The 21,377-nt window shown below is 56.7% G+C and carries 22 protein-coding genes; 5 read left to right on the top strand and 17 right to left on the bottom strand.

All coding sequences use genetic code 11. From position 1 onward, the window contains the following. Positions 1 to 69: 69 nt before the first annotated feature. A complete protein-coding gene (locus tag BLR08_RS02740; RefSeq protein WP_072328108.1) occupies positions 70 to 408 on the bottom strand; it encodes a hypothetical protein in 339 nt (112 codons plus the stop codon). 257 nt (positions 409 to 665) lie between these two features. Here BLR08_RS02740 and BLR08_RS02735 point away from each other — a divergent pair, with 257 nt between their 5' ends. After that, positions 666 to 911 carry a hypothetical protein gene (locus BLR08_RS02735; RefSeq protein ID WP_072328107.1) on the top strand — a complete coding sequence of 82 codons (246 nt, stop codon included), beginning with the start codon at positions 666 to 668 and terminating at the stop codon, positions 909 to 911. Here BLR08_RS02735 and BLR08_RS02730 read toward each other — a convergent pair. Next, positions 901 to 1,872 (bottom strand): ROK family protein, encoded by a 972-nt coding sequence (locus BLR08_RS02730; RefSeq protein WP_072328106.1) that lies wholly within the window; start codon positions 1,870 to 1,872, stop codon positions 901 to 903. The two genes, BLR08_RS02735 and BLR08_RS02730, sit on opposite strands and share 11 nt — an antisense overlap. A 77-nt stretch (positions 1,873 to 1,949) precedes the next feature. Beyond that, positions 1,950 to 2,753, bottom strand: a complete 804-nt coding sequence (locus tag BLR08_RS02725) for a DeoR/GlpR family DNA-binding transcription regulator (RefSeq protein WP_072328105.1) — start codon at positions 2,751 to 2,753, stop codon at positions 1,950 to 1,952. Positions 2,754 to 2,943: 190 nt separating this feature from the next. Here BLR08_RS02725 and BLR08_RS02720 point away from each other — a divergent pair, with 190 nt between their 5' ends. Continuing rightward, entirely contained in the window at positions 2,944 to 3,381 is a 438-nt protein-coding gene (locus tag BLR08_RS02720; RefSeq protein ID WP_072328104.1) for a MarR family winged helix-turn-helix transcriptional regulator, read from the top strand. Positions 3,382 to 3,664: 283 nt separating this feature from the next. On the opposite strand, the gene BLR08_RS02715 is transcribed toward BLR08_RS02720, so the two are convergent. The 11 genes from BLR08_RS02715 to BLR08_RS02665 form a co-directional block, all read right to left on the bottom strand. Next, the gene (locus tag BLR08_RS02715; protein WP_072328103.1) at positions 3,665 to 4,372 is read right to left on the bottom strand and encodes a tyrosine-protein phosphatase; all 708 of its coding nucleotides are present in this window, start codon (positions 4,370 to 4,372) and stop codon (positions 3,665 to 3,667) included. Positions 4,373 to 4,497: 125 nt separating this feature from the next. After that, complete coding sequence (locus BLR08_RS02710) at positions 4,498 to 6,150, bottom strand: ABC transporter substrate-binding protein (RefSeq protein WP_072328102.1); 1,653 nt, start codon at positions 6,148 to 6,150, stop codon at positions 4,498 to 4,500. 195 nt (positions 6,151 to 6,345) lie between these two features. Continuing rightward, positions 6,346 to 7,320: a GDSL-type esterase/lipase family protein gene (locus BLR08_RS02705; protein ID WP_072328101.1), complete on the bottom strand. Its 975-nt coding sequence runs from the start codon at positions 7,318 to 7,320 to the stop codon at positions 6,346 to 6,348. Positions 7,321 to 7,502: 182 nt separating this feature from the next. Next, the gene (locus BLR08_RS02700) at positions 7,503 to 9,098 is read right to left on the bottom strand and encodes an endo-alpha-N-acetylgalactosaminidase family protein (protein ID WP_072328100.1); all 1,596 of its coding nucleotides are present in this window, start codon (positions 9,096 to 9,098) and stop codon (positions 7,503 to 7,505) included. Positions 9,099 to 9,283: 185 nt separating this feature from the next. Then, on the bottom strand, positions 9,284 to 9,589 hold the full coding sequence (locus BLR08_RS02695; protein ID WP_072328099.1) for a hypothetical protein: 306 nt from the start codon (positions 9,587 to 9,589) through the stop codon (positions 9,284 to 9,286). A gap of 25 nt (positions 9,590 to 9,614) precedes the next feature. After that, positions 9,615 to 9,992, bottom strand: a complete 378-nt coding sequence (gene mnhG, locus BLR08_RS02690; protein ID WP_072328098.1) for a monovalent cation/H(+) antiporter subunit G — start codon at positions 9,990 to 9,992, stop codon at positions 9,615 to 9,617. Then, a complete protein-coding gene (locus BLR08_RS02685; RefSeq protein WP_072328097.1) occupies positions 9,985 to 10,254 on the bottom strand; it encodes a Na(+)/H(+) antiporter subunit F1 in 270 nt (89 codons plus the stop codon). Before BLR08_RS02685 ends, mnhG begins: the two co-directional genes overlap by 8 nt. Next, the gene (locus tag BLR08_RS02680; protein ID WP_072328096.1) at positions 10,251 to 10,730 is read right to left on the bottom strand and encodes a Na+/H+ antiporter subunit E; all 480 of its coding nucleotides are present in this window, start codon (positions 10,728 to 10,730) and stop codon (positions 10,251 to 10,253) included. Before BLR08_RS02680 ends, BLR08_RS02685 begins: the two co-directional genes overlap by 4 nt. Before the next feature lie 5 nt (positions 10,731 to 10,735). After that, complete coding sequence (locus BLR08_RS02675; protein ID WP_072328095.1) at positions 10,736 to 12,226, bottom strand: Na+/H+ antiporter subunit D; 1,491 nt, start codon at positions 12,224 to 12,226, stop codon at positions 10,736 to 10,738. Beyond that, positions 12,219 to 12,557, bottom strand: coding sequence for a Na(+)/H(+) antiporter subunit C (locus tag BLR08_RS02670; protein WP_072328094.1), 339 nt, complete (start codon positions 12,555 to 12,557; stop codon positions 12,219 to 12,221). Before BLR08_RS02670 ends, BLR08_RS02675 begins: the two co-directional genes overlap by 8 nt. Next, positions 12,557 to 15,481 carry a Na+/H+ antiporter subunit A gene (locus BLR08_RS02665; RefSeq protein ID WP_072328093.1) on the bottom strand — a complete coding sequence of 975 codons (2,925 nt, stop codon included), beginning with the start codon at positions 15,479 to 15,481 and terminating at the stop codon, positions 12,557 to 12,559. The genes BLR08_RS02670 and BLR08_RS02665 overlap by 1 nt, the downstream gene beginning before the upstream one ends. 345 nt (positions 15,482 to 15,826) lie before the next feature. Between BLR08_RS02665 and BLR08_RS02660 the strand changes: the two genes are divergently transcribed. Continuing rightward, on the top strand, positions 15,827 to 16,069 hold the full coding sequence (locus tag BLR08_RS02660; protein WP_072328092.1) for a hypothetical protein: 243 nt from the start codon (positions 15,827 to 15,829) through the stop codon (positions 16,067 to 16,069). 334 nt (positions 16,070 to 16,403) lie between these two features. Then, positions 16,404 to 16,583: a hypothetical protein gene (locus BLR08_RS02655; RefSeq protein WP_072328091.1), complete on the top strand. Its 180-nt coding sequence runs from the start codon at positions 16,404 to 16,406 to the stop codon at positions 16,581 to 16,583. Between the two features lie 48 nt (positions 16,584 to 16,631). Here BLR08_RS02655 and BLR08_RS02650 read toward each other — a convergent pair whose 3' ends face one another. After that, the gene (locus BLR08_RS02650; protein ID WP_072328090.1) at positions 16,632 to 17,846 is read right to left on the bottom strand and encodes an MFS transporter; all 1,215 of its coding nucleotides are present in this window, start codon (positions 17,844 to 17,846) and stop codon (positions 16,632 to 16,634) included. A gap of 245 nt (positions 17,847 to 18,091) precedes the next feature. On the opposite strand from BLR08_RS02650, the gene BLR08_RS31560 reads away from it, so the two are divergent. Next, entirely contained in the window at positions 18,092 to 18,220 is a 129-nt protein-coding gene (locus BLR08_RS31560; RefSeq protein ID WP_256257389.1) for a DUF6254 family protein, read from the top strand. A 123-nt stretch (positions 18,221 to 18,343) separates the two neighbouring features. On the opposite strand, the gene pflA is transcribed toward BLR08_RS31560, so the two are convergent. Together pflA and pflB are read right to left on the bottom strand one after the other, a co-directional pair. Continuing rightward, complete coding sequence (gene pflA, locus BLR08_RS02645) at positions 18,344 to 19,099, bottom strand: pyruvate formate-lyase-activating protein (RefSeq protein WP_072328089.1); 756 nt, start codon at positions 19,097 to 19,099, stop codon at positions 18,344 to 18,346. Beyond that, positions 19,096 to 21,372 carry a formate C-acetyltransferase gene (pflB, locus tag BLR08_RS02640; protein WP_072328088.1) on the bottom strand — a complete coding sequence of 759 codons (2,277 nt, stop codon included), beginning with the start codon at positions 21,370 to 21,372 and terminating at the stop codon, positions 19,096 to 19,098. The genes pflA and pflB overlap by 4 nt, the downstream gene beginning before the upstream one ends. Positions 21,373 to 21,377: the final 5 nt, after the last annotated feature.

The following is a 21,377-nucleotide window of genomic DNA, read 5'->3' as shown; positions in this document are numbered from 1 at the left end:
GAACAGATTACAATTCCGTGACAAATTCACCCGTTATGCCAACCCGCCGGCCGGCCTGCCACTTAGCCCTCAGTCATCATCATCCGGGTGCGCCTCATACACCGGCGGATGATCCCCTCCGATCTTGCGCTTCATCGCCAGCAGCGCAAAAAACAACAGCACTTCGTTGTTCACATACGATACGCCCAGCCCGAAGATGCCGAACATCCGGGAAAAGCTCTGCTCCTCCCCGGCAAATACGGAGGCCCACCACCAGATGGCTCCCGTCGCTATCAGCGTATTGACAAGCGAGCCGGCCAGAAAAGAGAGGCCCAGCTTCTCGGTTTTCCACATCGGCCAGATGCCGACAATGCCGGTCAGCACAAAACCGGCGCCCAGGATTATCCAAAAAATCGTATCATACGTCAAGGCTTCCCCTCACGCTCCCACCGTTCCTGCGTAAATTCCTTCATCAGAGTATCATGAATAACTGGTTCCGGACAACCGTTTGGGCAATCTGCCTCAAAGTTGTCAAATGCTATTGTGCTGGCAACCGGATACGTTGATCGGGTATAATGGAAAGAAGTACAGGAGAGCCCAGCCTAGTTTGGCATGATAGCCGGAATAATCGCCGGCAGGAAGCCTAAGCGCACGGCTGAAGCGGTCCGGATAAAGGAGGTGCCGTGATGGCACGCAGCAAAGCCATGAAGCAGCGCAGCAAGCTGATTCGCGAAGGAAAGCTGGACCCCGCGATGGGCCGGAAAAGTTGGGGTGGCTGTCTGCCGGTAGAACGTCTGACTCCCACCTACCAGGAAACCCGAAACAAGCAGGATAATAAGCACAAAAAGAAATGGAAGCATTCGTCTTATACGAGCGAAGGTTCCATTTCTTTTTGTCCGTTTCAGGCCCGGCCCCGTGCTGCTACAAAATGACCCCTGCTTCCAAACGGCCTTTTGCATATAACGCGCTGCCCACGACTCCGGCATCCTCCAGCAGCTCCGCCGGCTTGATATGCAGGTCCTTCCAATAGAAAGACAGCGCCGCGCGCTCCATCTCCTCGCGCATCGGCTTCAGCAGCCGCTCGCCTGCCTGAGCCGCTCCGCCCCCGACTACGATCAGATCGGGGCTGAACAGCGTGATGGCCGTCGCGAGTCCCCGCCCAAGCAGCGTTCCCGTCCTGTTTAGCACAGCGATCGCCGCCGGATCTCCGGCATCATAAGCTCTGGATACGTCAGCAGCCGTTATGTTCGCCGCCTTCTCGCCGGGGAATTTCTCAGCGAGCACTGTCGACTCTCCGCGCTCCACCGCTTCACGAGCCTGCCTGGCGATTCCTGTCGCCGAAGCGACCGTCTCCAGGCAGCCGGTCAGCCCGCAGTTGCAAACGTAATCGATGCCCTCCAGCGCGATATGTCCAAGCTCTCCGGCACGCCCGCCACTGCCGTAATACAGCCGGCCTTCGTTGAACATCGCAGCCGCCATCCCGGTGCCTACCGTAATGCCGAGCACATGGTTGAAGCCGCGTCCCGCTCCCCCCGTCGCTTCCCCATAGACATACATCCGTACGTCGTTATTGACGAAGACGGGAAGGCCGCCGATACGGGCGCTCAGCAGATCAGCCAGCGGAAAGTCTCTCCAGCCCAGATTGGCTGCAAAAACGCTCGTTCCCTTCACATGATCCACAAAACCAGGGACACCAATGCCAACACCTTCGATCTCTACCTGCGCCTCCTGCTTCACACGCTCGATCGCTTCGGCCAGCCGCGCAACGACGTCTTCTCCCCCGCGCTGCACCTGCGTTGCAATCTTGACCATCTTCCGGGTTTTTCCCGTCTCATCGACAATGCCAATGACCATATTTGTTCCGCCAATATCGACGCCTGCATAATGTTTCACCGGTTTTCCTCTTTTCTGTTTCTATTATCCTGCGTAGCTGCAGCCGGGCCGCAAGCCCGGCGTGTCTTGGCGCGCCATCATGAGTCCAGCCCTGTCTCGGCCAGATGCAGGGCAATGCCGTTGGCCTCAAGGAAGGCTCGCAGCGGCTCATCGGGAATTTTGTTCGTGATGCAGCCTGTAAGCGTAGTCAGAGGCGCCATACTGAACAGCGAGGTGCGCCCAGCCTTGGTATGATCGAATACCGCATACGAACGGAGAGATCGCTTCAGCATCAGCCGGGCAATGTCCGCCTCCTGCTCGGAAAACGTTGTCAGGCCCTGCTCCTCGGCAATGCCGTCGATCCCCATGAACATGATGCCGATATTGATGCCCTCGATGATCCGCTCGGCCAGCGGTCCGCACAGCTCGAAGCTGTTGCGGCGCATCACTCCCCCGGTCAGCACCACCTGCACGCCGTCGCTCTCGGACAGCTCCATAGCGATATTGACCGCGTTGGTCACCACGGTAATCCCTCGGCGCAGCTTCAGCTCGCGCGCGATCAGGAAGGTAGTCGTGCCGCCGGTCAGACCTACGACATCGCCTTCCTCGACCAGCTTCGCAGCTTGAGCTGCGATCGCTTCTTTTTCCAGCCAGAGCAGCTGCTTCTTCTCGAAAAACGAGATCTCCCTGCCCGAGGCGGCAGGACTCTCCAGTTGGGCGCCGCCCAGGCTGCGGATGATGCCGCCCTGCCGCTCCAGCACATCGAGATCCCGGCGGGCGGTTGCTTCCGAGCAGTCGAATTTCTCGATCATTTCCTGAATCGTCACGCGTCCCTGCCTTTTCAGCAGGTTCATAATCTGCTCGCGCCGCCTGTCTCCCTTGCTGGGAGCTCGATCAACCATGAATTCTCCTCCTTCGAGTGCTGTGCGTTCGCTCGCTTTTATCAAATTTTAAATCATTTTTTTGACGATATCAATCAAATATTGCCTGACATCTTTCATTTGAAACCAACTGCCAACGATTGCGTATTATATTAGAAGCGGATCTCTGTCCGCCGCAATTACCGTTCAACGATGCTCTCAGGGGGTTGCCATGCCAAACGGTCAGGATCTATACGAACTTGAAGAATCATTCCGCCAGTTATTCCGGCGCATCAAAGCGAGCTGGACTCGCTTCGAGTTTGAGGGTGTTTCCTCCTCGCAAGCCTCCATACTGGAAAAACTGTATACCGATGGGCCGCTTAAGGTTTCCCAGCTCGCCGACGCGCTTTGGATCACCGCCGGTGCGGTCACTTCCTTGTCCGATAAGCTTATAGCCGGACATTTCGCCGAACGCTCCCGTTCGGAAGAAGACAGGCGTGTCGTTTACCTGGAGATTACCGACAAAGGGCGGGAGGTGCTGCAAACATTCCGTACCCATCGCGAGGAAGTAGTGAAGAAATTTTTCGGCATTTTGTCGGAGGAGGACTCCAGGCATCTGATCCGCATCTTTAATCAGATTCTTGATGAGACCGATCCGCCCCAGTCCTAGATTTCACGCGGACCCGCTAATCGGCTTGGAACTCGTAGGTCCAGGCAGCCGTATGGCTTGAGGGTACGTTCTCTTCTATATACAGTTAGAAGCCGCTTACGGAAGGCCCTGATAAGGTCCACGGAAGCGGTTTCTTCCAGTTAACTCCATATCGGCATCCCCCTTTCTTCTCCCCTTCTGTATCTCTGCGCATAGCGAAAGGAACAAAAAAGCCGCTCTCAATGGAGCAGCTTTCCGGCATCCAGCCGTGACAACTTAGTTTTTCCCCTGGCAGCACCAACGTCTAGCCCGCCAAGATGGAGTTGATCCGCGATATAATTGCCTGGACGCGCTCTTCCCCTGCCGCCTCTCTGACTACGCGCAGACCTTCGGTTAAGTTCGACCGCCGCACGGTGCTGTGGGCGTCCGTGGCCAATAGGTGCACATGATTACGGGCAAGGAGCCAGCGGCCGAACGACTCGGCTTCCGCTCCGTTCTTGCCGACCAAACTATCGGCTGTTACTTGCACCCAAGCGCCCAATGAGATCAGGTTGGTCAGCAGCTCAGGATTGTCTCTGAAAAAAGGATGGCGTTCCGGATGCGGGATAATAGGCGTGGTCCCCTGATCCAGAAACCATTTCACCACTTGCTCCGTATCCGGAGAATATTCGCCCCAGCGCTGCTCCAGCAAAATAAACCGCCGAGCGGCGTCCAAATAAAAAAAACGGTCTTGCTCCGCATGATCATAGACATAAGCTGCGCTCTCCAGCCTCACCTCGCTGCCCGGATGGACGGTAACGGCGATCCCTTCCCGGTCTAGCTCCCGCTGCAGCTGTTCGATTTTTTTCAGCTGGACGCTTTTATCGGTCATAAATTTATTGCAGAAATGAGGCGTAGCGATAATATGACGAACGCCGTCATCGTATGCGAGTCTGGCCATTTCCACAGATTCCTCAAAGGTTTTGGCCCCATCATCGATTCCATCTAACAGGTGGCAATGAATATCAATCAATGCGAATCCTCTCCTTAGATCTAACCCGTTTATTTTCTTTTCCATAGGTTATGCCCGTACCGCCGATACAAGACCGGAAACAACCCTTGATGCTCCAAGGGTTGTTTCCGCCAGGTTATCCCGGACTATTTTTTCGCATGATACTGTTTGTAAGCATCCTGATAAATTTCCAGGTAACGTTTGATGTTCATTTTCTCCAAGGTGTTCAAATAGTTGTTCCACTCCTTCTCGACGTCCAGCGAGCCCGTAACCGTTTTGGCAAAAAATTCGGTTCTGTAGTCAGTAAGCGACTTCTCCAGGTTAGACAGCTCCTCGGCCTGTTCGTTGGTGAAAAACACGGGCGGAACAATTTTATCCATAGCCAGCTTGTAAGGCTCGTACTTCTTGGTTTCATTAAATAAGATGAGCTCCAGCGAATTTTTGGGATCGGCTGCCACGCTTAACCGCAGATCATTGGTCCGCAGCGACGGACCCGCCTGCGCCCAGTGTACGTTTTGCAGCTTGCCGTTCGGGGCGATTGTTTTCCATACCGCCGGCTTCCCGTTGACGCCAATCTCTCCCGGCGCCGCCCAGTCCCATTCTTGACCGGGTCGGCCCTGCGTGCTGCGCAGTGTCGCTTCTTGCGAAAGCAGCAGATCGGCGAGACGAAACGCGGCAGCCGGATTTTTAGCCTTGTTGGTGATGACGAATTGACCCGTGGAGACTGCATACGGATTATACGCCGTAGAACGCACGCCGCCAGGTCCTTGGAGCGGAGGGACAGCGACGAAATCTTTAAATCTCGGGTTGTCGACATCGCTGAACACCGTCTGGTTTTGCGAAGCGATTGCTCCGACAATCGGAATTTCCGGATTGAGGCCCATCTGCTTCAGCTTGGCCCGGTCCTGTGTAAACGTTTGCGGAGAAACCAAGCCCTCGGCATACAGCTTGCTGATATACTTTAATGCTTCCTTCCACTCCGGTTGGTTATAGGCCACTTGAACTTTGCCGTCTTTTACGTATTTCAAGTTGAAGTCCTTCTCGATAAAGGCGCTGGTCAAGAAAAGATCCAGGGTGGAGGACGGACCGTTAGTCGCGCCGACAAGCGCAATCTCATCCGCTTTGCCGTTTCCGTTCGGGTCCTTTTCCTTAAATGCCTTAAGCACCTGGTAGAACTCTTCGGTCGTGGTCGGCATCTTCAATCCCAGTTTATCCAGCCATGGCTGATAAATCCACATTTTTTGGCCGAGCGAACAGTGATAGCAATCATTTACTTGCGGAACGGAATAGATTTTGCCATCGGGCAGTGTGATCAGGTCTTTCACATAAGAAATTTGACCGAACATCTTTTTCATTTCCACACCGTATTTATCGATGTACGAGTTCAGCGGAATAAACACGCCGTCCTTGCCGTAAATTGATTGCTGAATCGGGGAAACGCTCATGCTCAGCAAGACATCCGGGTAATCGCCGCTTGCCAGAGATACGTTGAGCTTTTCCGCAAATGTTTTCTCGGGCGCGACTTCCCATTCGATATGAATGTTCGTTTTTTCCTCCAGCCATTTGGTAAACTCGTTGGTGGCGAAGTTTTCGACGACGCTTGAGCCTTTGACCATCACCTTTAACGTCGTCTTTTCCTTCGTGATCGGGAATTCGCCCGGGCCCGTAACTTGATCGTCGCTGCTCGCTTCGGCCTTGCTGGCGGCTTCCTTCCGGTCCGCTTCCGTGTCTGCGCCGCAAGCGCTCAGAAGCGCCAAAGATGTTGTGAGCGCCACTGCAGCCATAAAACGTTTTTTCATGCGCTAACCTCCCCGTATCTCTTTTTACTAAACGAATCTGTTCCTTGAACAGTTTGTCTTCTAAACCTCCTTAAGCATAGCGCAATACGTTAGTGCAGGCATTATGCTGATTTGCGCCGACATGACTTTTTCTGTTTAAGAAAAAAGCCCTCACCCCCTGGATTCAACCATCCGGGGAGCAAGGGCTCCTGCAAGCTATAACGTTATTTGGTTCAGCATGCGATCAGCCATTATTTTATAGCCTTCGGCGTTCGGATGCAGGTTGTCCGGCAGCTTATCCGCGAAGGCTTGTCCGAAGACTTCCAAGCCGTCTACATAGGTAAGATGCTCGTCCCCGTACGAAGTCAGAACCCGGACCGCTTCCCGGATTTCGTCCCTCATCGTAACCAAATTCATCCCTGCCGTATTTTCATCCGTTTCCCTGTGTGGACAATAGATCGGAGAGATCAAGAACAGCGGCGTGTTCGGATGCTTCTCCCGAATGATCGACACCATCCCGATGACGGCCGAACGGAACGTCCGGATATTCAAGCTGCCTCGGCCCATGACATTAATGCCGAGACACATAGAGATGAGGTCGGCAGGAAGGTCGCGGATGACGCGGGCAACCATCGGCTCCAGATGACATTGTCCCCCGTAGCCCATGCATGTCAAATCCCAGCCTTTGCTGCGGGCTACGATCGCCGGCCAGGTTTGAGCCGGGCTTTCGGCTGCGACGCATTGGGTGATGGAGCTGCCGTACGTGACCCATCGCGGCCGGTCGTTCGGCAAGGGAGAGGCCGATGCCCCATCGTCGATCTTCAGCGCTTTCACCGTGACGGCGGCTTGCTGCGACAAATACAGCTCAACCCGCTTCATACGGGCAGGCAAGCCTGTAAATAAACAGCGCTCTTCCCCCGCTGCCAGCGTGCCGGTACTGACGAACTCATCGTCAATCACAAGATCAAACTGCCGGTCTTGATCCGCTGCGGTGACCTGCAGCTCTACGGTAGCGGAATCGCTTGCAAAAGCAACTCGAACGCCTGCCGCTTCTCCCGCCTTATCAACCAACTCAGGAAAAAACAAGTCAAGCTGATGATGAGGCAGACGCCAAGGACGAAGTCCCGCCTCATTCGCTTCTACGGAGACGGCCCCCCGAAGCCAAGCTTCGGTTAATTCAATAGTTTGCATGCCGGAATTCACCCTTCTATCGTAAGTAGCTTGCTGGTATCGTCCCTATTATAAGCGGGCAAGAAATTCCATGGCAAGCCCGGTTCCCCGCAAAAAAACCACAATACGACGGTGACCGCATTGTGGCAGCTTATGATTTGTTTTCATGAGACGGGTATCCCCTGCAAGCATGTCCCTCTGTGTTACCGAACTGTCGTACCCGCCGGAACAACGGACACCGCCTGGCCCGCCTGCAAACGCAAGGCAATCTCCCCGTTCTGCACGGGCAGCGCCTGCGCATAGGCAGTCAAGCCGCTTGGCGTGATCGTATAAACGTCCGCCGCTTCCACATCCCGCCACGTCTCGGGCATCTTCCACACGCGATCCTCATAGCCCTGCCGGCTGTAAGCGATGATTTCCGCATGCTCCTGCTCCAGCCACTGCGCCGGGACGAACAGATCGCCTCCGTCCCTCAGCACCCGCTCCCCCTGCTTAACGACCGGCTTGCCTTGGTCCAGGTAGCTGATAACGCCTTCGGAGAACGTCACGATGCCGTCTGCATCGGATAACCGTTCCAGGCGGTTAAGGTAATACCAGAGCAGGGTCTTGCGGCAAAACTCGTCCAGAAACCCACGCAGCTCAATCGGGTCCGCCTGAATGAGCTTCTGGCCAAGCATGGACACGCCGAAGCGCTGATCCCCGCCTTCGCCGCCGACATATAAGGAGGCCGGCACCTTCATAGGGTCCAGCTGCCCGAAATGCCAGGCCAGCGGCTGCAGGCCAAGGAAAGGATCGATACGGAATTTGCTGTCGAATTCCGAAGTAACGTCCACTCCCCGCTCCCTCCAATAGCGGAATATTTTTTTCTGCGTTTCGGCTTCTTCTTCCAGAGTGATCCCATGATAAGGGCTGATTGTCTCCTGCTCCAGCCGGGGGATGAGCTGATGGAAAGCATCGATATGGACCGTGCCGGCCCTCTGCAGCGGCAGCAGCTCAAGAAGCTGGTCGATCCGCAGCTGGGTGAAGCCTTTATTCCACTCCCGGGTATAGCTGATCGGGGTACCCCACAGATACGTTTTCGGCGTGCCGTCTACATTTTTGGCGATCAGATCATGCTCCAGGTAGGCGCTCCACATCGGACTCGACGGCTTAATATCCAGCATGTTGATATGGAGGCTGACGACCGTATGATACCGGAACGCTTCGTTCATCAGCCATCGCAAACTGTCCGCCGCAGTCGCGTCCTGCGCCCGCTTCAGCTTCGGATTCACGATGTCCCAGGCGGGAAAACCTGTGTCATGGCCATCGTATTGCCAGCCTACCAAATAGATGATTTTGGGCATGCCCCTGGTCAAGTGATCCAGCTTCTTGATCACCTCCAGGCTTTGCTCGAAGGTGCTCCGTACCGTGCCGTCCGATTCGCAGGAGGTGATCTTCATTGTCAAGGTTTGGTGGTACGGGTGAATAAAGGGCACCGCAGGAGCAGGGATAACGGTGAAAACAACCGAATCCGTAACAGTGCTTCCATCGGCTGTCACAGCTTTCACCGTGACAGTCGCCGTGCCGTCCGTCCGTGTGCCGGCTCGCACATAGGCGCCCGCCCCCATCCTCGCTACCGTAGACAACACATCCGGATCGCTGCACGCATAGGTGATAACCGTATCGGTAAAATTCGCTTCCGTGCCGTCGCTCATCGTGCCGCTGACAAAAATCCATGCGGCTTCGTCCAGACGTAGGGTGGTTTTCTTCGTTGAAATCGCAATCGATCGCAGCCGAATGCCTGAATTGTCTTCCGTCATGTTGGGAAAGCTCCTCTCCAGCTTAATTCTCGTTTAACGCCTCTTCTACCTGCTCCACTAATCGATCCTAATTCTAACCAGATAAATTCTCGGATCGACACCATCAAAAATAAATATTAAAACTATTTATACCATATGTTCAAATAAAAGAGTTGAATTAGTTAATACGAGAGCCCTTGCCTTGTTTACTCACTCCCCCGCTCGCTCCGCAGCCGCTTGAAGGCGGCGATAAACGCGCCGGGATCGGCGCTCACGTTGAACGGATATACCCCCTGCCGGGTATGGAGGTACAAAATCCCCTCTTCGCCTCCCAATCGGCGATAGGACATATCATACACATGCCCGAGCGGGAATTCACGGAAGCGGGTCGTAATCCTCGTCGCAAACAGGCGCAGCACGCGAAGCTCCCTCTCTGTCGTCTGGCAAGTTGAAGATATCGTTCTGACCGCCTTGTAATACGGATGCTCAGCGATAAGTCGGCTTTCCTGCATGCCTCCGCCCTCCTCTCCCCGGCCCTCAGGAGCCGCCTGATTTCTCCCGCTTGGCCGAAGGATTAAGATCATCCTGCACGCTCCGCTTCCAAAGCGGGACGCCCGAGCGGTAAGCGGCTCTGCCGGTTAAATGGCCGGCCACCGGCGACGTCAGGAAGACGAAGACGATGCCAAGCAGCAGCTTGGCGCTGACATGCTCCAGCACCAGCATGAAGTAGAAGAAAGCGCCGGCCAGTACGAGCAGAACGCCAAGAGTTGCGCTTTTGGCCGCGGCATGCGATCTTGTATAAACGTCGGGCAGCCGGATTAATCCCCATGCGCTGAGAGCGCTGATCAACGCTCCAGCCACGATCAGAGTACCGATCAGCACCTCTCCCGCCAGTTCAAGCCATTCCTTATTCAAGAATGTCCCCCCTCTCGATATAACGGGCGAATGCCGTAGTCCCGATAAAGGTTAAAATGCCGATCAGCAGCACGATGTCAAAATAAGCGGTCGTCCTGAACAAAACGCAAAGCAGCGTCATCATAGCGAGCAGCATGACCCCGATTGTATCGAGGGCGATAATGCGATCGGGAATCGTTGGGCCTTTGAGCAGCCGGTACATACAGCCCAGAATCGAGAGCGCCAGAATACCCAGCGCCAGGATAATAAAATAAGAAATCATGACCGGGTCACCTCCATGATGGCTTGTTCGAACGTTTCTTTAATTTGCCCGGACAGCTGCTCCGAATCTTCGATATCCAGCGCATGAATATACAAGGTTTGGCCGTCCGGAGAGACGTCCAAAGTCAGCGTGCCCGGTGTCAGACAGATGAGGCAGGAAAGCACAGTGATCTCCCAGTCGGATTTGAGCTCCGTCTTATAGGCGAAAATTCCCGGCCGGATGGCAAGCTTCGGACGCAGCAGCTGCAGGCTGACGGCGATGCTTGAGGCGATCAGCTCCTTGGCGAACAGCGCAAGCAGCTTTAAGACCGCCCACAGCCTTCTCAGGTAAAAATCATGAGGCCAGAACCGGCGAAGCAAGCCGATGCAGCCGGCTCCGACAAGAAAGCCGACTATGAACTGCGCGGCGGACCATTCATTCTGGAGAAACATCCAGACGGCGGCGATCATCAGATTCAGCAATAGTTGCAAGGCCATCTCAGCTACTCCTTCCGTAATACGGCATCGATATAAGCTGCAGAATCTGCCAGCGTCTGACCTGCTTCGGCGACCAGCCGGTATACAAACTCCGAACCGAGCCCCATCCCTATGACAAGAAGTCCAAGTCCGGCTGCCGGCAGCACCACAGTCATACGGCTCACCGGCCGAGTATTCGGCATCGGCGGCAGAGGCTTTCTTTCTCCCCAGAACGCATGCATAAATACCCGGATCAGGGAATAGAGCACGATTAAACTGCTGGCAAGCGCAACGGCTGTGAGGCCGTAATATCCTTCGCGCAGACCGCCCTGGATCAGCAGAAGCTTGCCGGCGAAGCCGCTGAACGGCGGGATGCCTGCGATAGCGAGCACAGCCGCGAAGAACAGCCAGCCCTGCAGCGGATACCGCTTCATCAGTCCGCCCATCTCCTTAATGTCATAAGTCCCTGCCGTCCCGGCAATCCAGCCGCCCAATATAAAGAGCAGCGCCTTCGCCACCATGTCGTGAATCAAGTAAAATACCGCCCCGTCCAGCGCTTCCCGCGAAGAGACGGCAAGCCCCAGCGCTATGAACCCCACGCTGACGACTACATTGTAGTTCAGAATAAGCCGGATATCCCGATAAGCGACCGCCCCCAGGGAGCCCAGAACCATAGTGACGGCTGCCAGGCCATGAATCCAGCCCTGGATGGCGACCGGCTCCGCCACAAACAGCAGCGTGGAGGTACGAAGCAGCGCATAGACGCCGACCTTCGTCAGAAGTGCGGCGAATAAAGCGGCTACAGCCGGCGGAGGGGCGGCGTACGAGCCGGGCAGCCAGAAGAACAGGAACAATCCCGATTTTAAGGAGAATACGATCAGGAACAATACCGCGATCACCTGAAGAATCCCGTATTGGCCTACCTCCGCCACCTTATGAGACAGATCCGCCATGTTCAGCGTGCCTACGACTCCGTACAGATAGGCCACAGCCGCTACAAACAATGTGGAGGACAATATATTGATCAGCATGTATTTCAACGTCTCGCGCAGCTGTCTTCTCGTTCCTCCCAGCACGATCAGGGCGTAAGAAGCGATCAGCAGCACCTCGAAGCAGACGAACAGATTAAACAGGTCGCCGGTGAGAAAGGAACCGTTGATGCCCGCCAGCAGGAATTGGGTGAGCGGGTAAAAATAATGCTTCTCCCGCTCGCTCCCGATCGTGCCGAACGCATACCATAAGCAGGCGGCTCCTACGACAGAGGTCGTAAGCACAAGCAGCGCGCCGAGCATATCGGCGACAAACACGATGCCGTACGGAGGAAGCCAGCCGCCCATGCGCAGCACTTGAATCCCTTGGCTGTGCACTTGGGACACGATCAGGCAGGAGGACGCGGCGGTCCCGAGCAGGCCGGTCATGCTCACCCAGCGCTGAGCGGAGACACGTCGGTTCAGGAATAAGAGCAAAATAGCCGTCCCCAGAGGAATCAGCAGCGGAAGCACCAGCAGATTATTCATCCTCCCGCCCCCTTAACTGCTCCATATCGTCCGTCCCCAGCCGCTGGTACGCCTTATAAGCCAGCACGAAGAAAAAGGACGTAACGCCGAAGCTGATGACGATGGAGGTTAAAATTAACGCCTGCGGCAGCGGGTCGACGTATGCCTGCGCCTGCTCTCCCAGGAGCGGAGGCGCTCCTGTCTTCAGGCGGGACATCGTCAGCAGCAGCAGGTGGACGCCATGGGTCAGCAGGGAGGTTCCCAAGATGATGCGGAGCAGGCTTCTGGAGAGAATCAGGTATACCCCGACCGTAAACAGCACTCCGATGGATATGGACATGTAGAGCTCCATTAGTCTTTATCACTCCCGATGGTGAAGATAATGGTCATCGTAATCCCTATGACGGTCAGGTAGACGCCGAGATCGAACAGCACGGCCGTGGCCAGCTCCGTTTTGCCGAGCAGCGGCAGCTCGAAATACCCGAAAGCATGCGTCAGGAACGGCTCCCGGAACAAGAAGGAGCCTGCTCCGGTCAGCACGGCGATCAGCAGGCCGATGGCCGTCATCCGACGGAAATCGAGAGGGATGATGCTGCGGATCGCCGCAGCGCCATGGCTGATGGCGAGCAAAATGAGCGCGGCGGCCGTCATCAGCGCTCCGATAAACCCGCCTCCCGGCTGATTATGACCTGCGAAGAACAAATAGAGCGAGAAGGTCAAAATGATGAAAACAGCCACTCTGGAGATCGTTCTCAAGATGACGTCATTGCTGCGCGGATGCTGCGCCGCGGGACGGCTGTCGTCCGGTTTGGGCTCCGCCTTCCGTACCTGGGGCAGCGTAATAGAAGTCTGCCGGACGGCGGCGGACAGCGGCTCTTCCTCCTCAGCAGGCTTCAGCCGGATCAATGCATAGATCCCGTAGGAAGCGATGCCCAGCACGACAATCTCCAGCATCGTATCGAAGCCCCGGAAGTCTACAAGAATGACGTTTACGACGTTTTTGCCCCCCGCCAGCTCGTAACTCGACTTCAGGAAATAATCCGAGATGGACGCGAACGGCCTGCTGCCGCTTGCGCTCAAGGCAATAAGCGTCACGAGTACGCCCACGCCCACTGAGATCAGCGCATTGGTCAGCTTGAACGGAAGCTTGACGACTTCTTTTTTCAGCTTCGGCAGATGGTAGAAGCAGAGCAGGAACAGCGCCACAGAGACGGTCTCGACAATCATCTGCGTCAGAGCCAGGTCAGGCGCGCGGAAGATAACGAAGAACAACGTTACCATATAGCCGGCCGTTCCCGTCCATATAATAGCCGTCAGCCGCGTTCGCGCGAAAGGGACCGCCAGAACCGATACGATCAGCGCCCCATTGATCAGCGCTTCGTATACCGAAACCGGCGCGAAGCCCGACATGTCAAACGACAAGGCGCCTGAGCGAAGCAGCGACCAGCTCAGCGAAAGAATTAAAAACAGGAATACATAAATCGCATAATGCCGGACCGAACCGGTCATGTAGGTGCCGGTCAGACGCCGTGAGCCCCGATGCAGCAGCTTCAGTCCCTGATCATAAGCCAGGTTCAGGGAAGGCTTGCGAAACAGCGGGCTGTTCAGCATCCCGAAGCGGGGATGGAGCTTGTAGACGATGCTGCCGATAATCACGACGCCGATCGTCATATACAGCTCCGTCGTCCACCCGTGCCACATCTGGATCGACACGGCGAACCTGTCCCCCGGCAGCAGCAGCCCCGGATGAATCGCAGCCATCCCCGGCCCGATCAAGGTTTGGGACAGCAGATTGGGGAATAACCCGAATACAACGGCGAGCGAGGCAAGCACGACGGGAGAAATCAGCATCCCGAGCGGAGCCTCGTGCGGGGCCTTCGCCAGCTGCTCCGGCTTATACCGGCCGGTGAAGGTTCGCAGCAGCAGGATCATGCTGTAACCGAAGGTCAGAATGCTTGCCAGCCATGCGACAACGGGAAACAGAACGGTTAATGCTCCTATGTTCAGGACATCCAGCTGCGAGATTTGCAGCATCGCCGTAAAAAACATCTCCTTCGACAGAAAGCCCCCGAAAGGCGGCAAACCGGCCATGGAGCAAGCTCCGATAACCGCCGCCGAGAAGGTGACGGGCATGACGGTCAGAAGCCCGCCGAGCTTGCGGATATCGCGGGTGCCCGTCTCATGGTCCACGATGCCGACGACCATGAACAAGGCTCCTTTGAACACTGCATGATTCATAAGATGGAAAAGCGCGGCCATCGTGGCTTTGGCATACAGCAAGGAAGCCGGCGCTCCCGTGAAGAAAGCCGAGGCCGAGCCGAGACCCAGCAGGCTCATAATAAGTCCGAGCTGGCTGATCGTGGAGTAAGCCAGCATCGCCTTCAGATCGGTTTGCTTCAGCGCCCGGAAAGATCCGTAGACCAGCGTCAGCAGTCCGGTCAGCGAGACGGCCCAGAACCAGAGCGGCTGGCCCTCGAATACCGGGCTGAGCCGGGCCACCAGGTACAAGCCCGCCTTGACCATCGTAGCCGAATGCAGGTAGGCGCTTACCGGAGTCGGAGCTTCCATCGCATCCGGCAGCCAGATGTGAAACGGAAATTGGGCCGACTTGGTGAAGGCTCCCAGCAGGATCAGCGCCAGTGCCGGAAGAAACAAATTGTGAGCCGCCAGCTGATCGGCGTTATGGACAATTTCCCTTATGCTGAATGTTCCGCTCATGACATACAGCATGACGAACCCGGCCAGCATCGCCAGTCCGCCAAGCACGGTGATCAGCATCGACTTCAGCGCACCGTACCGGGATCTCTCCCGATAATGCCAGAAGGCGATCAGCAGGAAGGAGGAGAGACTTGTCAGCTCCCAGAACCCGTACAGCACGATCATATTGTCCGAGAGCACTACCCCCAGCATCGCCCCCATAAACAACAGCAGGTACAGATAAAAGGTGTGCAGAGGCTCTCTCTCTTTATCCAGATAAAAGATCGAATACAGCACGACCAGCGATCCGATCCCGCAGATCAGCAGAGCGAACAGCAGGCTGAGGCCATCCAAGTATACGGTGAATTGTATCCCGATCGAAGGAATCCATGGAACCGCATGCTCTCTGGCTCCCCCGCCGCTGATCAGCGGAAGCTCGGTCAAGAAATAAGCGAAGAGCAGCGCGGGCACAGGCAGGACGAGCCAGCCGGCATGGACGCGGCGCAGCGGCCTCAGCAAAACCGGACTGATCGCCGCATACAAAAATGGAAGCATAATAGCAAGATGCAGCAAAGACAACGGGTTCACCCTCTCTATAAGTCGGTTCTTGCACTATCTTTTCCAAAAAAACGCAAAAAGAGCCCGCGTTTGGCAGGCTCCTCCGTTAACTTGCGTATTTTGTTGTCAGAGTGCGACTAGGCGCGCCAGAGGCGTCAAGAGACTAGTGCGACTGAATAAGTATATCGCGCCGCCGCAGGATTGTCAAAGCTTATCACCAGTACAAAACAGCCGTCCGCATGACTTAGTAGCGATCTCAGCTGACATGGGTAACATTCTTCGTCATACCCGGTGCTGGAACAGAGAGATAGAACGAATGAAATGTCCGCTCGCAGGGAATGACTCTAGTACAAGGAGTGATACCGCGTGCCGTTGTACAAATCGCTTGTCTGTCTCGTTCTGTTCAGCCTGCTGCTCCTCGGAGGAGGGCTGCTGAATTCCTATGTACAGTCGGATCGCTGGAGATCGGGGAAAGCCTCCTCTTCATCGGATGATCCGTCTGCCCCGCGCCTCACCGCCAATCGGGCCTCCTCGGCACAGCAGCCGCTTTCATTTCAGCCGCGGGAATATGTACGCATCGTCAGGAGCAGCGAAGCTCCTCCGGGCTAAAGCCTGGCGATTTCCGGTCCTCGCGAGCTCTCCGTGAGGCCCTCCTGAGTCCGTGAGCGCTCGATGATGTCGATCGTCGCTTCGTGAGGTAGGCCGGGCCGGGCAACTCGCGGTCCTCGCTATCTTCCCGTGAGGCCTGCCGGAGTCCGCGAGCTGCACCGCAACCGACTGGTCAGCTCCCCCAGCCCTCTCCCCAGGCCGACTCGCGTGCGATGCGGCCTTCAGGTTGACCCTGCTCCTTTACCCAAGCCGCCTGTTTTCCCTCTCGCCTGTCATCTTTCTAGCGATGCGTTCATAGCATACTAGTAGCCCAGGAAGAAAGGAGCGGGTTGCGATGAACGCCGAATGGATCGAGCTGTTCATGTGGCTTTTCTTGTTCGCCTCCATAACGCTGGCCTTTATGATTCTGCTTCTGGACTTTGTCTCCGCAGATACAGTGCAATACGACATGGAGCATCTATGGAACCATTCATACACATTACAAGAACTGCATCTGGATCTGGGGCGAGACTAGCTAGCCAAGCCAGGACTCCGTCCGCCCAATCCGTCCTCGGGACCGGCATCAGTAATGGGCCTGTCCCGAGTGTCCCGGCACGGAATGCCGGCGCAGCCTCGATGCGGCCAGCACGAGAACCAGCAGCAGCGCGTAGAACGACACCAGCACGCCCAAAGTAACCTTCAACGACAGATGGTCCATGCACCAGCCGGTCAAGAGAGGGATCAACGCGCCGCCTATGCCGCCCGAAGCTATAAGAATACTGGTGACACGCTCTTCTTTGCCTGGAAAAAACGAGTTGGCGAAGACAAGAGCTACGGCAAACATCCCCGACATCAAAAGGCCCAGCAGCAGAATGATAGCGAAGCTTGCCCCGATGCCTTCTATCGAAGCAAATGCCAGCAAGGCCAGCGTGCCGCCGGCACAGCTGATGATCATATAACGCGCATGCCCCCACCGCCCGGCCAGTTGGGCGGCGAACAGCCGGCCCACTGCCATAGCGCCCCAGAAGCAGGTGACGGACAAGGCGCCCAGCTCCGGCCTGACGCCTGCATTTTCCAGCAGAATGGAAGGCAGGAAATTGGCAATGCTCATCTCCGCTCCGACGTATAAGGTAAACATGGCGATAAACAAAGCCAGCCACATCAAGGAGCGACCCGTCCGGGGAGCCTTAGCCGCCTGAACGGACACCGCCTCTTTCACCTGGGCTGAGGCAGCCTTGCTCATTACTTCAACCATTTTGCCCATAGGCAGCAGCATCCACAACGCCAATACGGCAGCTGACATCAGAGCAAGCGTCAGAAAGGCGCCCCTCCACCACCCGCCGGCGATGAATGCGGCCACGATCAGCGGCATAACCAGTGCTCCGACTCCGAAAAACACTTCAAGACGCGCCATGGAAGACGTTTTTTTCGGCTCTTCCAAATAGCCGATGATTACGCCGCCGATAATCGTCTCCACCATCCCGAAGCCAAAGCCGGCGAACGGAGCCGTCAGCAGCACGATCGACCAGGCCGGGAGCGTAAAAAATACCAGCTCGGCGGCGGCCAGACAAAACAGGCAGAGCATCAGCGCCCCCCGCTTGCCCAGCTTGGCCGATAGCCAAGGGCCAGCAAGTACACCAATAAGAAATCCGAAAAATTGCAAAGAAACGAGCTGGCCTCCCGCACTGTAGTCTTTGCCGTAATGAGCCAGCAGCTCAGGCAGAACCGCGCCGACAATCACATGCGCCAGACCGATCAGTAAATAGGATAAACAACCCGTCCATAAAAAATTTCTCACATCCGGCCTCCGTCTTCTTCCCACTGTTCCTTCCTGTACGGCGAAACAGGCGATTGATCTGGAGTCCACTTTACTGGAAAGGCCCGCAGATTGCAACCGTCGGCGGAGCAGCCTGAAGTGTTCCTGAATATGCCAGCCGCCCCGGGCTTGCCGCTGTCATAAGAGGGGCCGCTCCCACGCAAGCTATAGGAGCATTATCTTGTATCCGATCTGCAATCTATATCCGAGAAGGGACGTGAACCCCGATGAGCCAATCCAAACGCCGTCAGGAAAACGAGTGGAAAATCCGCAAGCAGTCCCCGCACCCTCATGGCAAGATCAAGTCGCTTGCCGAATATTCGGACGAATATGATGCCCAGCATCCGAACAAGTGAATGCAGCAAAAGACCCCGCCGTCCCCACGGGCGGGGTTTTGTCATATCGGGCTGTCTGCCGGCACAGCGGCACGTCGGCATACAGCCACGCGCACTGTACGGGAGCGAGCGCTGCCCAGCCTCTTACCTGCCAGGCTGCGGGCTAAGCCGGGACTCGCTCTCCGCGCGGCCTTGATCGATCAGCTGGCGAGCCCGCGCCACCTCCCGTTCCTCCGGCGTTCGCACATGCTCCAGCGGGTATTTCCTGCCGAGCTGATGCCACTTGTATACACCCATCCGGTGATACGGAAGCACCTCGACCTTCTCCACGCTGCTCAGTGTCCCGATGAACCGACCCAGCTCCATCAGATCGCGCGCCTCATCGGTAATGCCCGGGATGAGAACGTGGCGAATCCACATCGGCTTCTTAATCTCGGACAGCCGGCGGGCGAAGCGCAGTACCCGGTCATTGGGCTGGCTCGTCAACTCCTGATGCTTGCTGCCGTCGATCTGCTTCAGGTCGAGCAGCACCAGATCGGTCTGAGCCAGCAGCGCCTCGGCATGCTCAGGCTCGCAGAAGCCGGATGAATCGAGCGCCGTGTGCAGATTCCAGCGGCGCTTCACTTCGCGGAACAGCTCGGCGACAAAGGGAGCCTGCAAGGTCGGTTCACCGCCAGTGACGGTAAGTCCGCCGCCGGAGCTGCGGTAATAAGGCAGGAACGACTCGATCTCCTTGAGGACCGCGTCGACATCCGTCACGCGGCCGCCGCTGTTGTCCCAGGTATCCGGGTTGTGGCAAAATGCGCACTGCAGGGCGCAGCCCTGCATGAAAAGCACGAACCGGATACCGGGACCGTCTACGGTTCCGAACGTATCGAGGGAGTGAATCCGCCCGTTCATCCGATCGTTCCGTGGAAAGTCCGGTTCACGACATCAAGCTGCTGCTCCCGGGTCAGCTTGATGAAGTTGACGGCATACCCCGACACGCGGACGGTCAGCTGAGGGTATTGCTCCGGATGCTCCATCGCGTCAAGCAACTGCTCGCGGTTGAACACGTTGACGTTCAGATGATGGCCGCCGCTCTCCGCGTATCCGTCCAGCATCGCCACCAGGTTTTGCGCCCGCACATCTTCTTCGCGTCCCAGCGCCCTCGGAATGATCGAGAAGGTGTTCGAGATGCCGTCCAGGCAATCTTCATACGGCAGCTTGGCCACCGAGTTCAACGAAGCAAGCGCGCCCTTCGTATCGCGTCCGTGCATCGGGTTCGCCCCCGGCGCAAACGGCTCGCCCGCTTTGCGGCCGTCAGGCGTCGTGCCCGTCTTCTTGCCGTACACGACATTCGAAGTTATTGTCAGCACCGACATGGTCGGCAGCGCGTTCCGATAAGTCCGGTGCTTCCGCAGCTTGTTCATGAACGTCTCGGCGAGTCCTACGGCGATCTGGTCGACGCGGTCGTCATTGTTGCCGTACTTCGGATAATCGCCTTCAATCTCGAAATCGACGGCGATCCCCTTCTCATTGCGAATCGGGCGGACCTTGGCGTAGCGGATCGCGCTCAGCGAATCGGCGACGACGGATAGACCCGCGATGCCGCAAGCCATCGTCCGCAAAATCTCGCGGTCGTGCAGCGCCATTTCGATGCGCTCATAGCTGTATTTGTCATGCATGAAATGGATGACGTTCAAGGTGTTCATATACAGTCTTGCGAGCCATTCCATCACTTGATCGAACTTGGCGTACACCTCATCATAGCTAAGCGTATCCCCTTCGACCGGCAGCGTCTGCGGACCGACCTGAACGCCCAGCTTCTCGTCCACGCCTCCGTTGATCGCATAGAGCAGCGCCTTGGCCAGGTTGGCCCGCGCTCCGAAAAACTGCATCTGCTTGCCGATCCGCATCGCGGATACGCAGCAGGCGATTCCGTAATCATCGCCGTATTGCGGCAGCATCAGATCGTCGGACTCGTATTGAATCGAGCTGGTCTCGATGGATACCTTGGCGCAGTATTTCTTGAAGCCGTCCGGCAGCTTGGTCGACCAGAGCACCGTCAGGTTAGGCTCGGGAGCCGGCCCTAGGTTGTACAAGGTATGCAGGAAGCGGAACGACGATTTCGTCACCCGCGTCGTCCCGTTCAGCGCCATACCGCCGATGGACTCCGTCACCCAGGTCGGGTCGCCGCTGAACAGTTCATTGTAGTCCGGCGTGCGCAGAAACTTCACGATACGCAGCTTCATGACAAAATGGTCGATAAGCTCCTGCGCCTGCTGCTCGGTCAGCGCGCCTTCGCGCAGATCGCGCTCGATGTAAACATCCAGGAAGCTCGAGACGCGGCCCAGACTCATCGCCGCTCCGTTCTGCTCCTTGATCGCGGCCAAATAAGCGAAATACACCCACTGGATCGCTTCCTTCGCGCTGCTCGCCGGAGCGGCGATATTGTAGCCGTAGGACAAAGCCATGGCCTTCAGCTCGGCCAAGCTGCGGAGCTGCTCGGACAGCTCCTCCCGGTCGCGGATGACCTCCTCGGTCATCGCATCGACTTCGAGCTGTACCAGGTCGGCCTTCTTGTCCTCGATCAGCCGGTCCACGCCGTACAGCGCCACGCGGCGATAGTCGCCGATAATCCGGCCGCGGCCGTAAGCATCCGGCAGCCCCGTGATGATGCCTGCCTTGCGCGCCAGCTTCATCTCCGTCGTATAAGCGTCGAATACGCCCTGGTTATGCGTTTTGCGGATATCGGTGAACAGCTTGACGAGCTCCTCCGGCACCTCGAAGCCATACGCCTTGCACGCATCCACCACCATGCGGATGCCGCCGAACGGTTGTACGGACCGCTTGAACGGCTCGTCGGTCTGGAGACCGACGATCTGCTCCAGCTCCTTCTCGATATAACCGGGGCCGTGCGAGACGATCGTGGAGACGGTGCCGACGTCGACGTCGAGCACCCCTCCGTTCTCCCGTTCCTTGCGCGTCAGTTCCATAATATGCTGCCACAGCTTTTCCGTAGCTTCCGTAGGCCCGGCGAGAAACGATTCATTCCCGGTATACGGCGTCAGATTGCGGTCCAGAAAGTCCTTCACATCGATGCGTGACTGCCACTTGCCTGCCTTGAAGCCGCGCCATTCGGCCGTCCCGGCCTTACCGTCCGTCGTAACGGCTGTTTGTCCATTTGCCATGGTAA

The sequence above is a fragment of the Paenibacillus sp. cl123 genome, assembly GCF_900101595.1.
GTDB lineage: Bacteria > Bacillota > Bacilli > Paenibacillales > NBRC-103111 > Paenibacillus_G.
The sequence above is the reverse complement of the archived record's forward strand: the minus strand, read 5'-3'. Positions and strand labels throughout refer to the sequence as shown.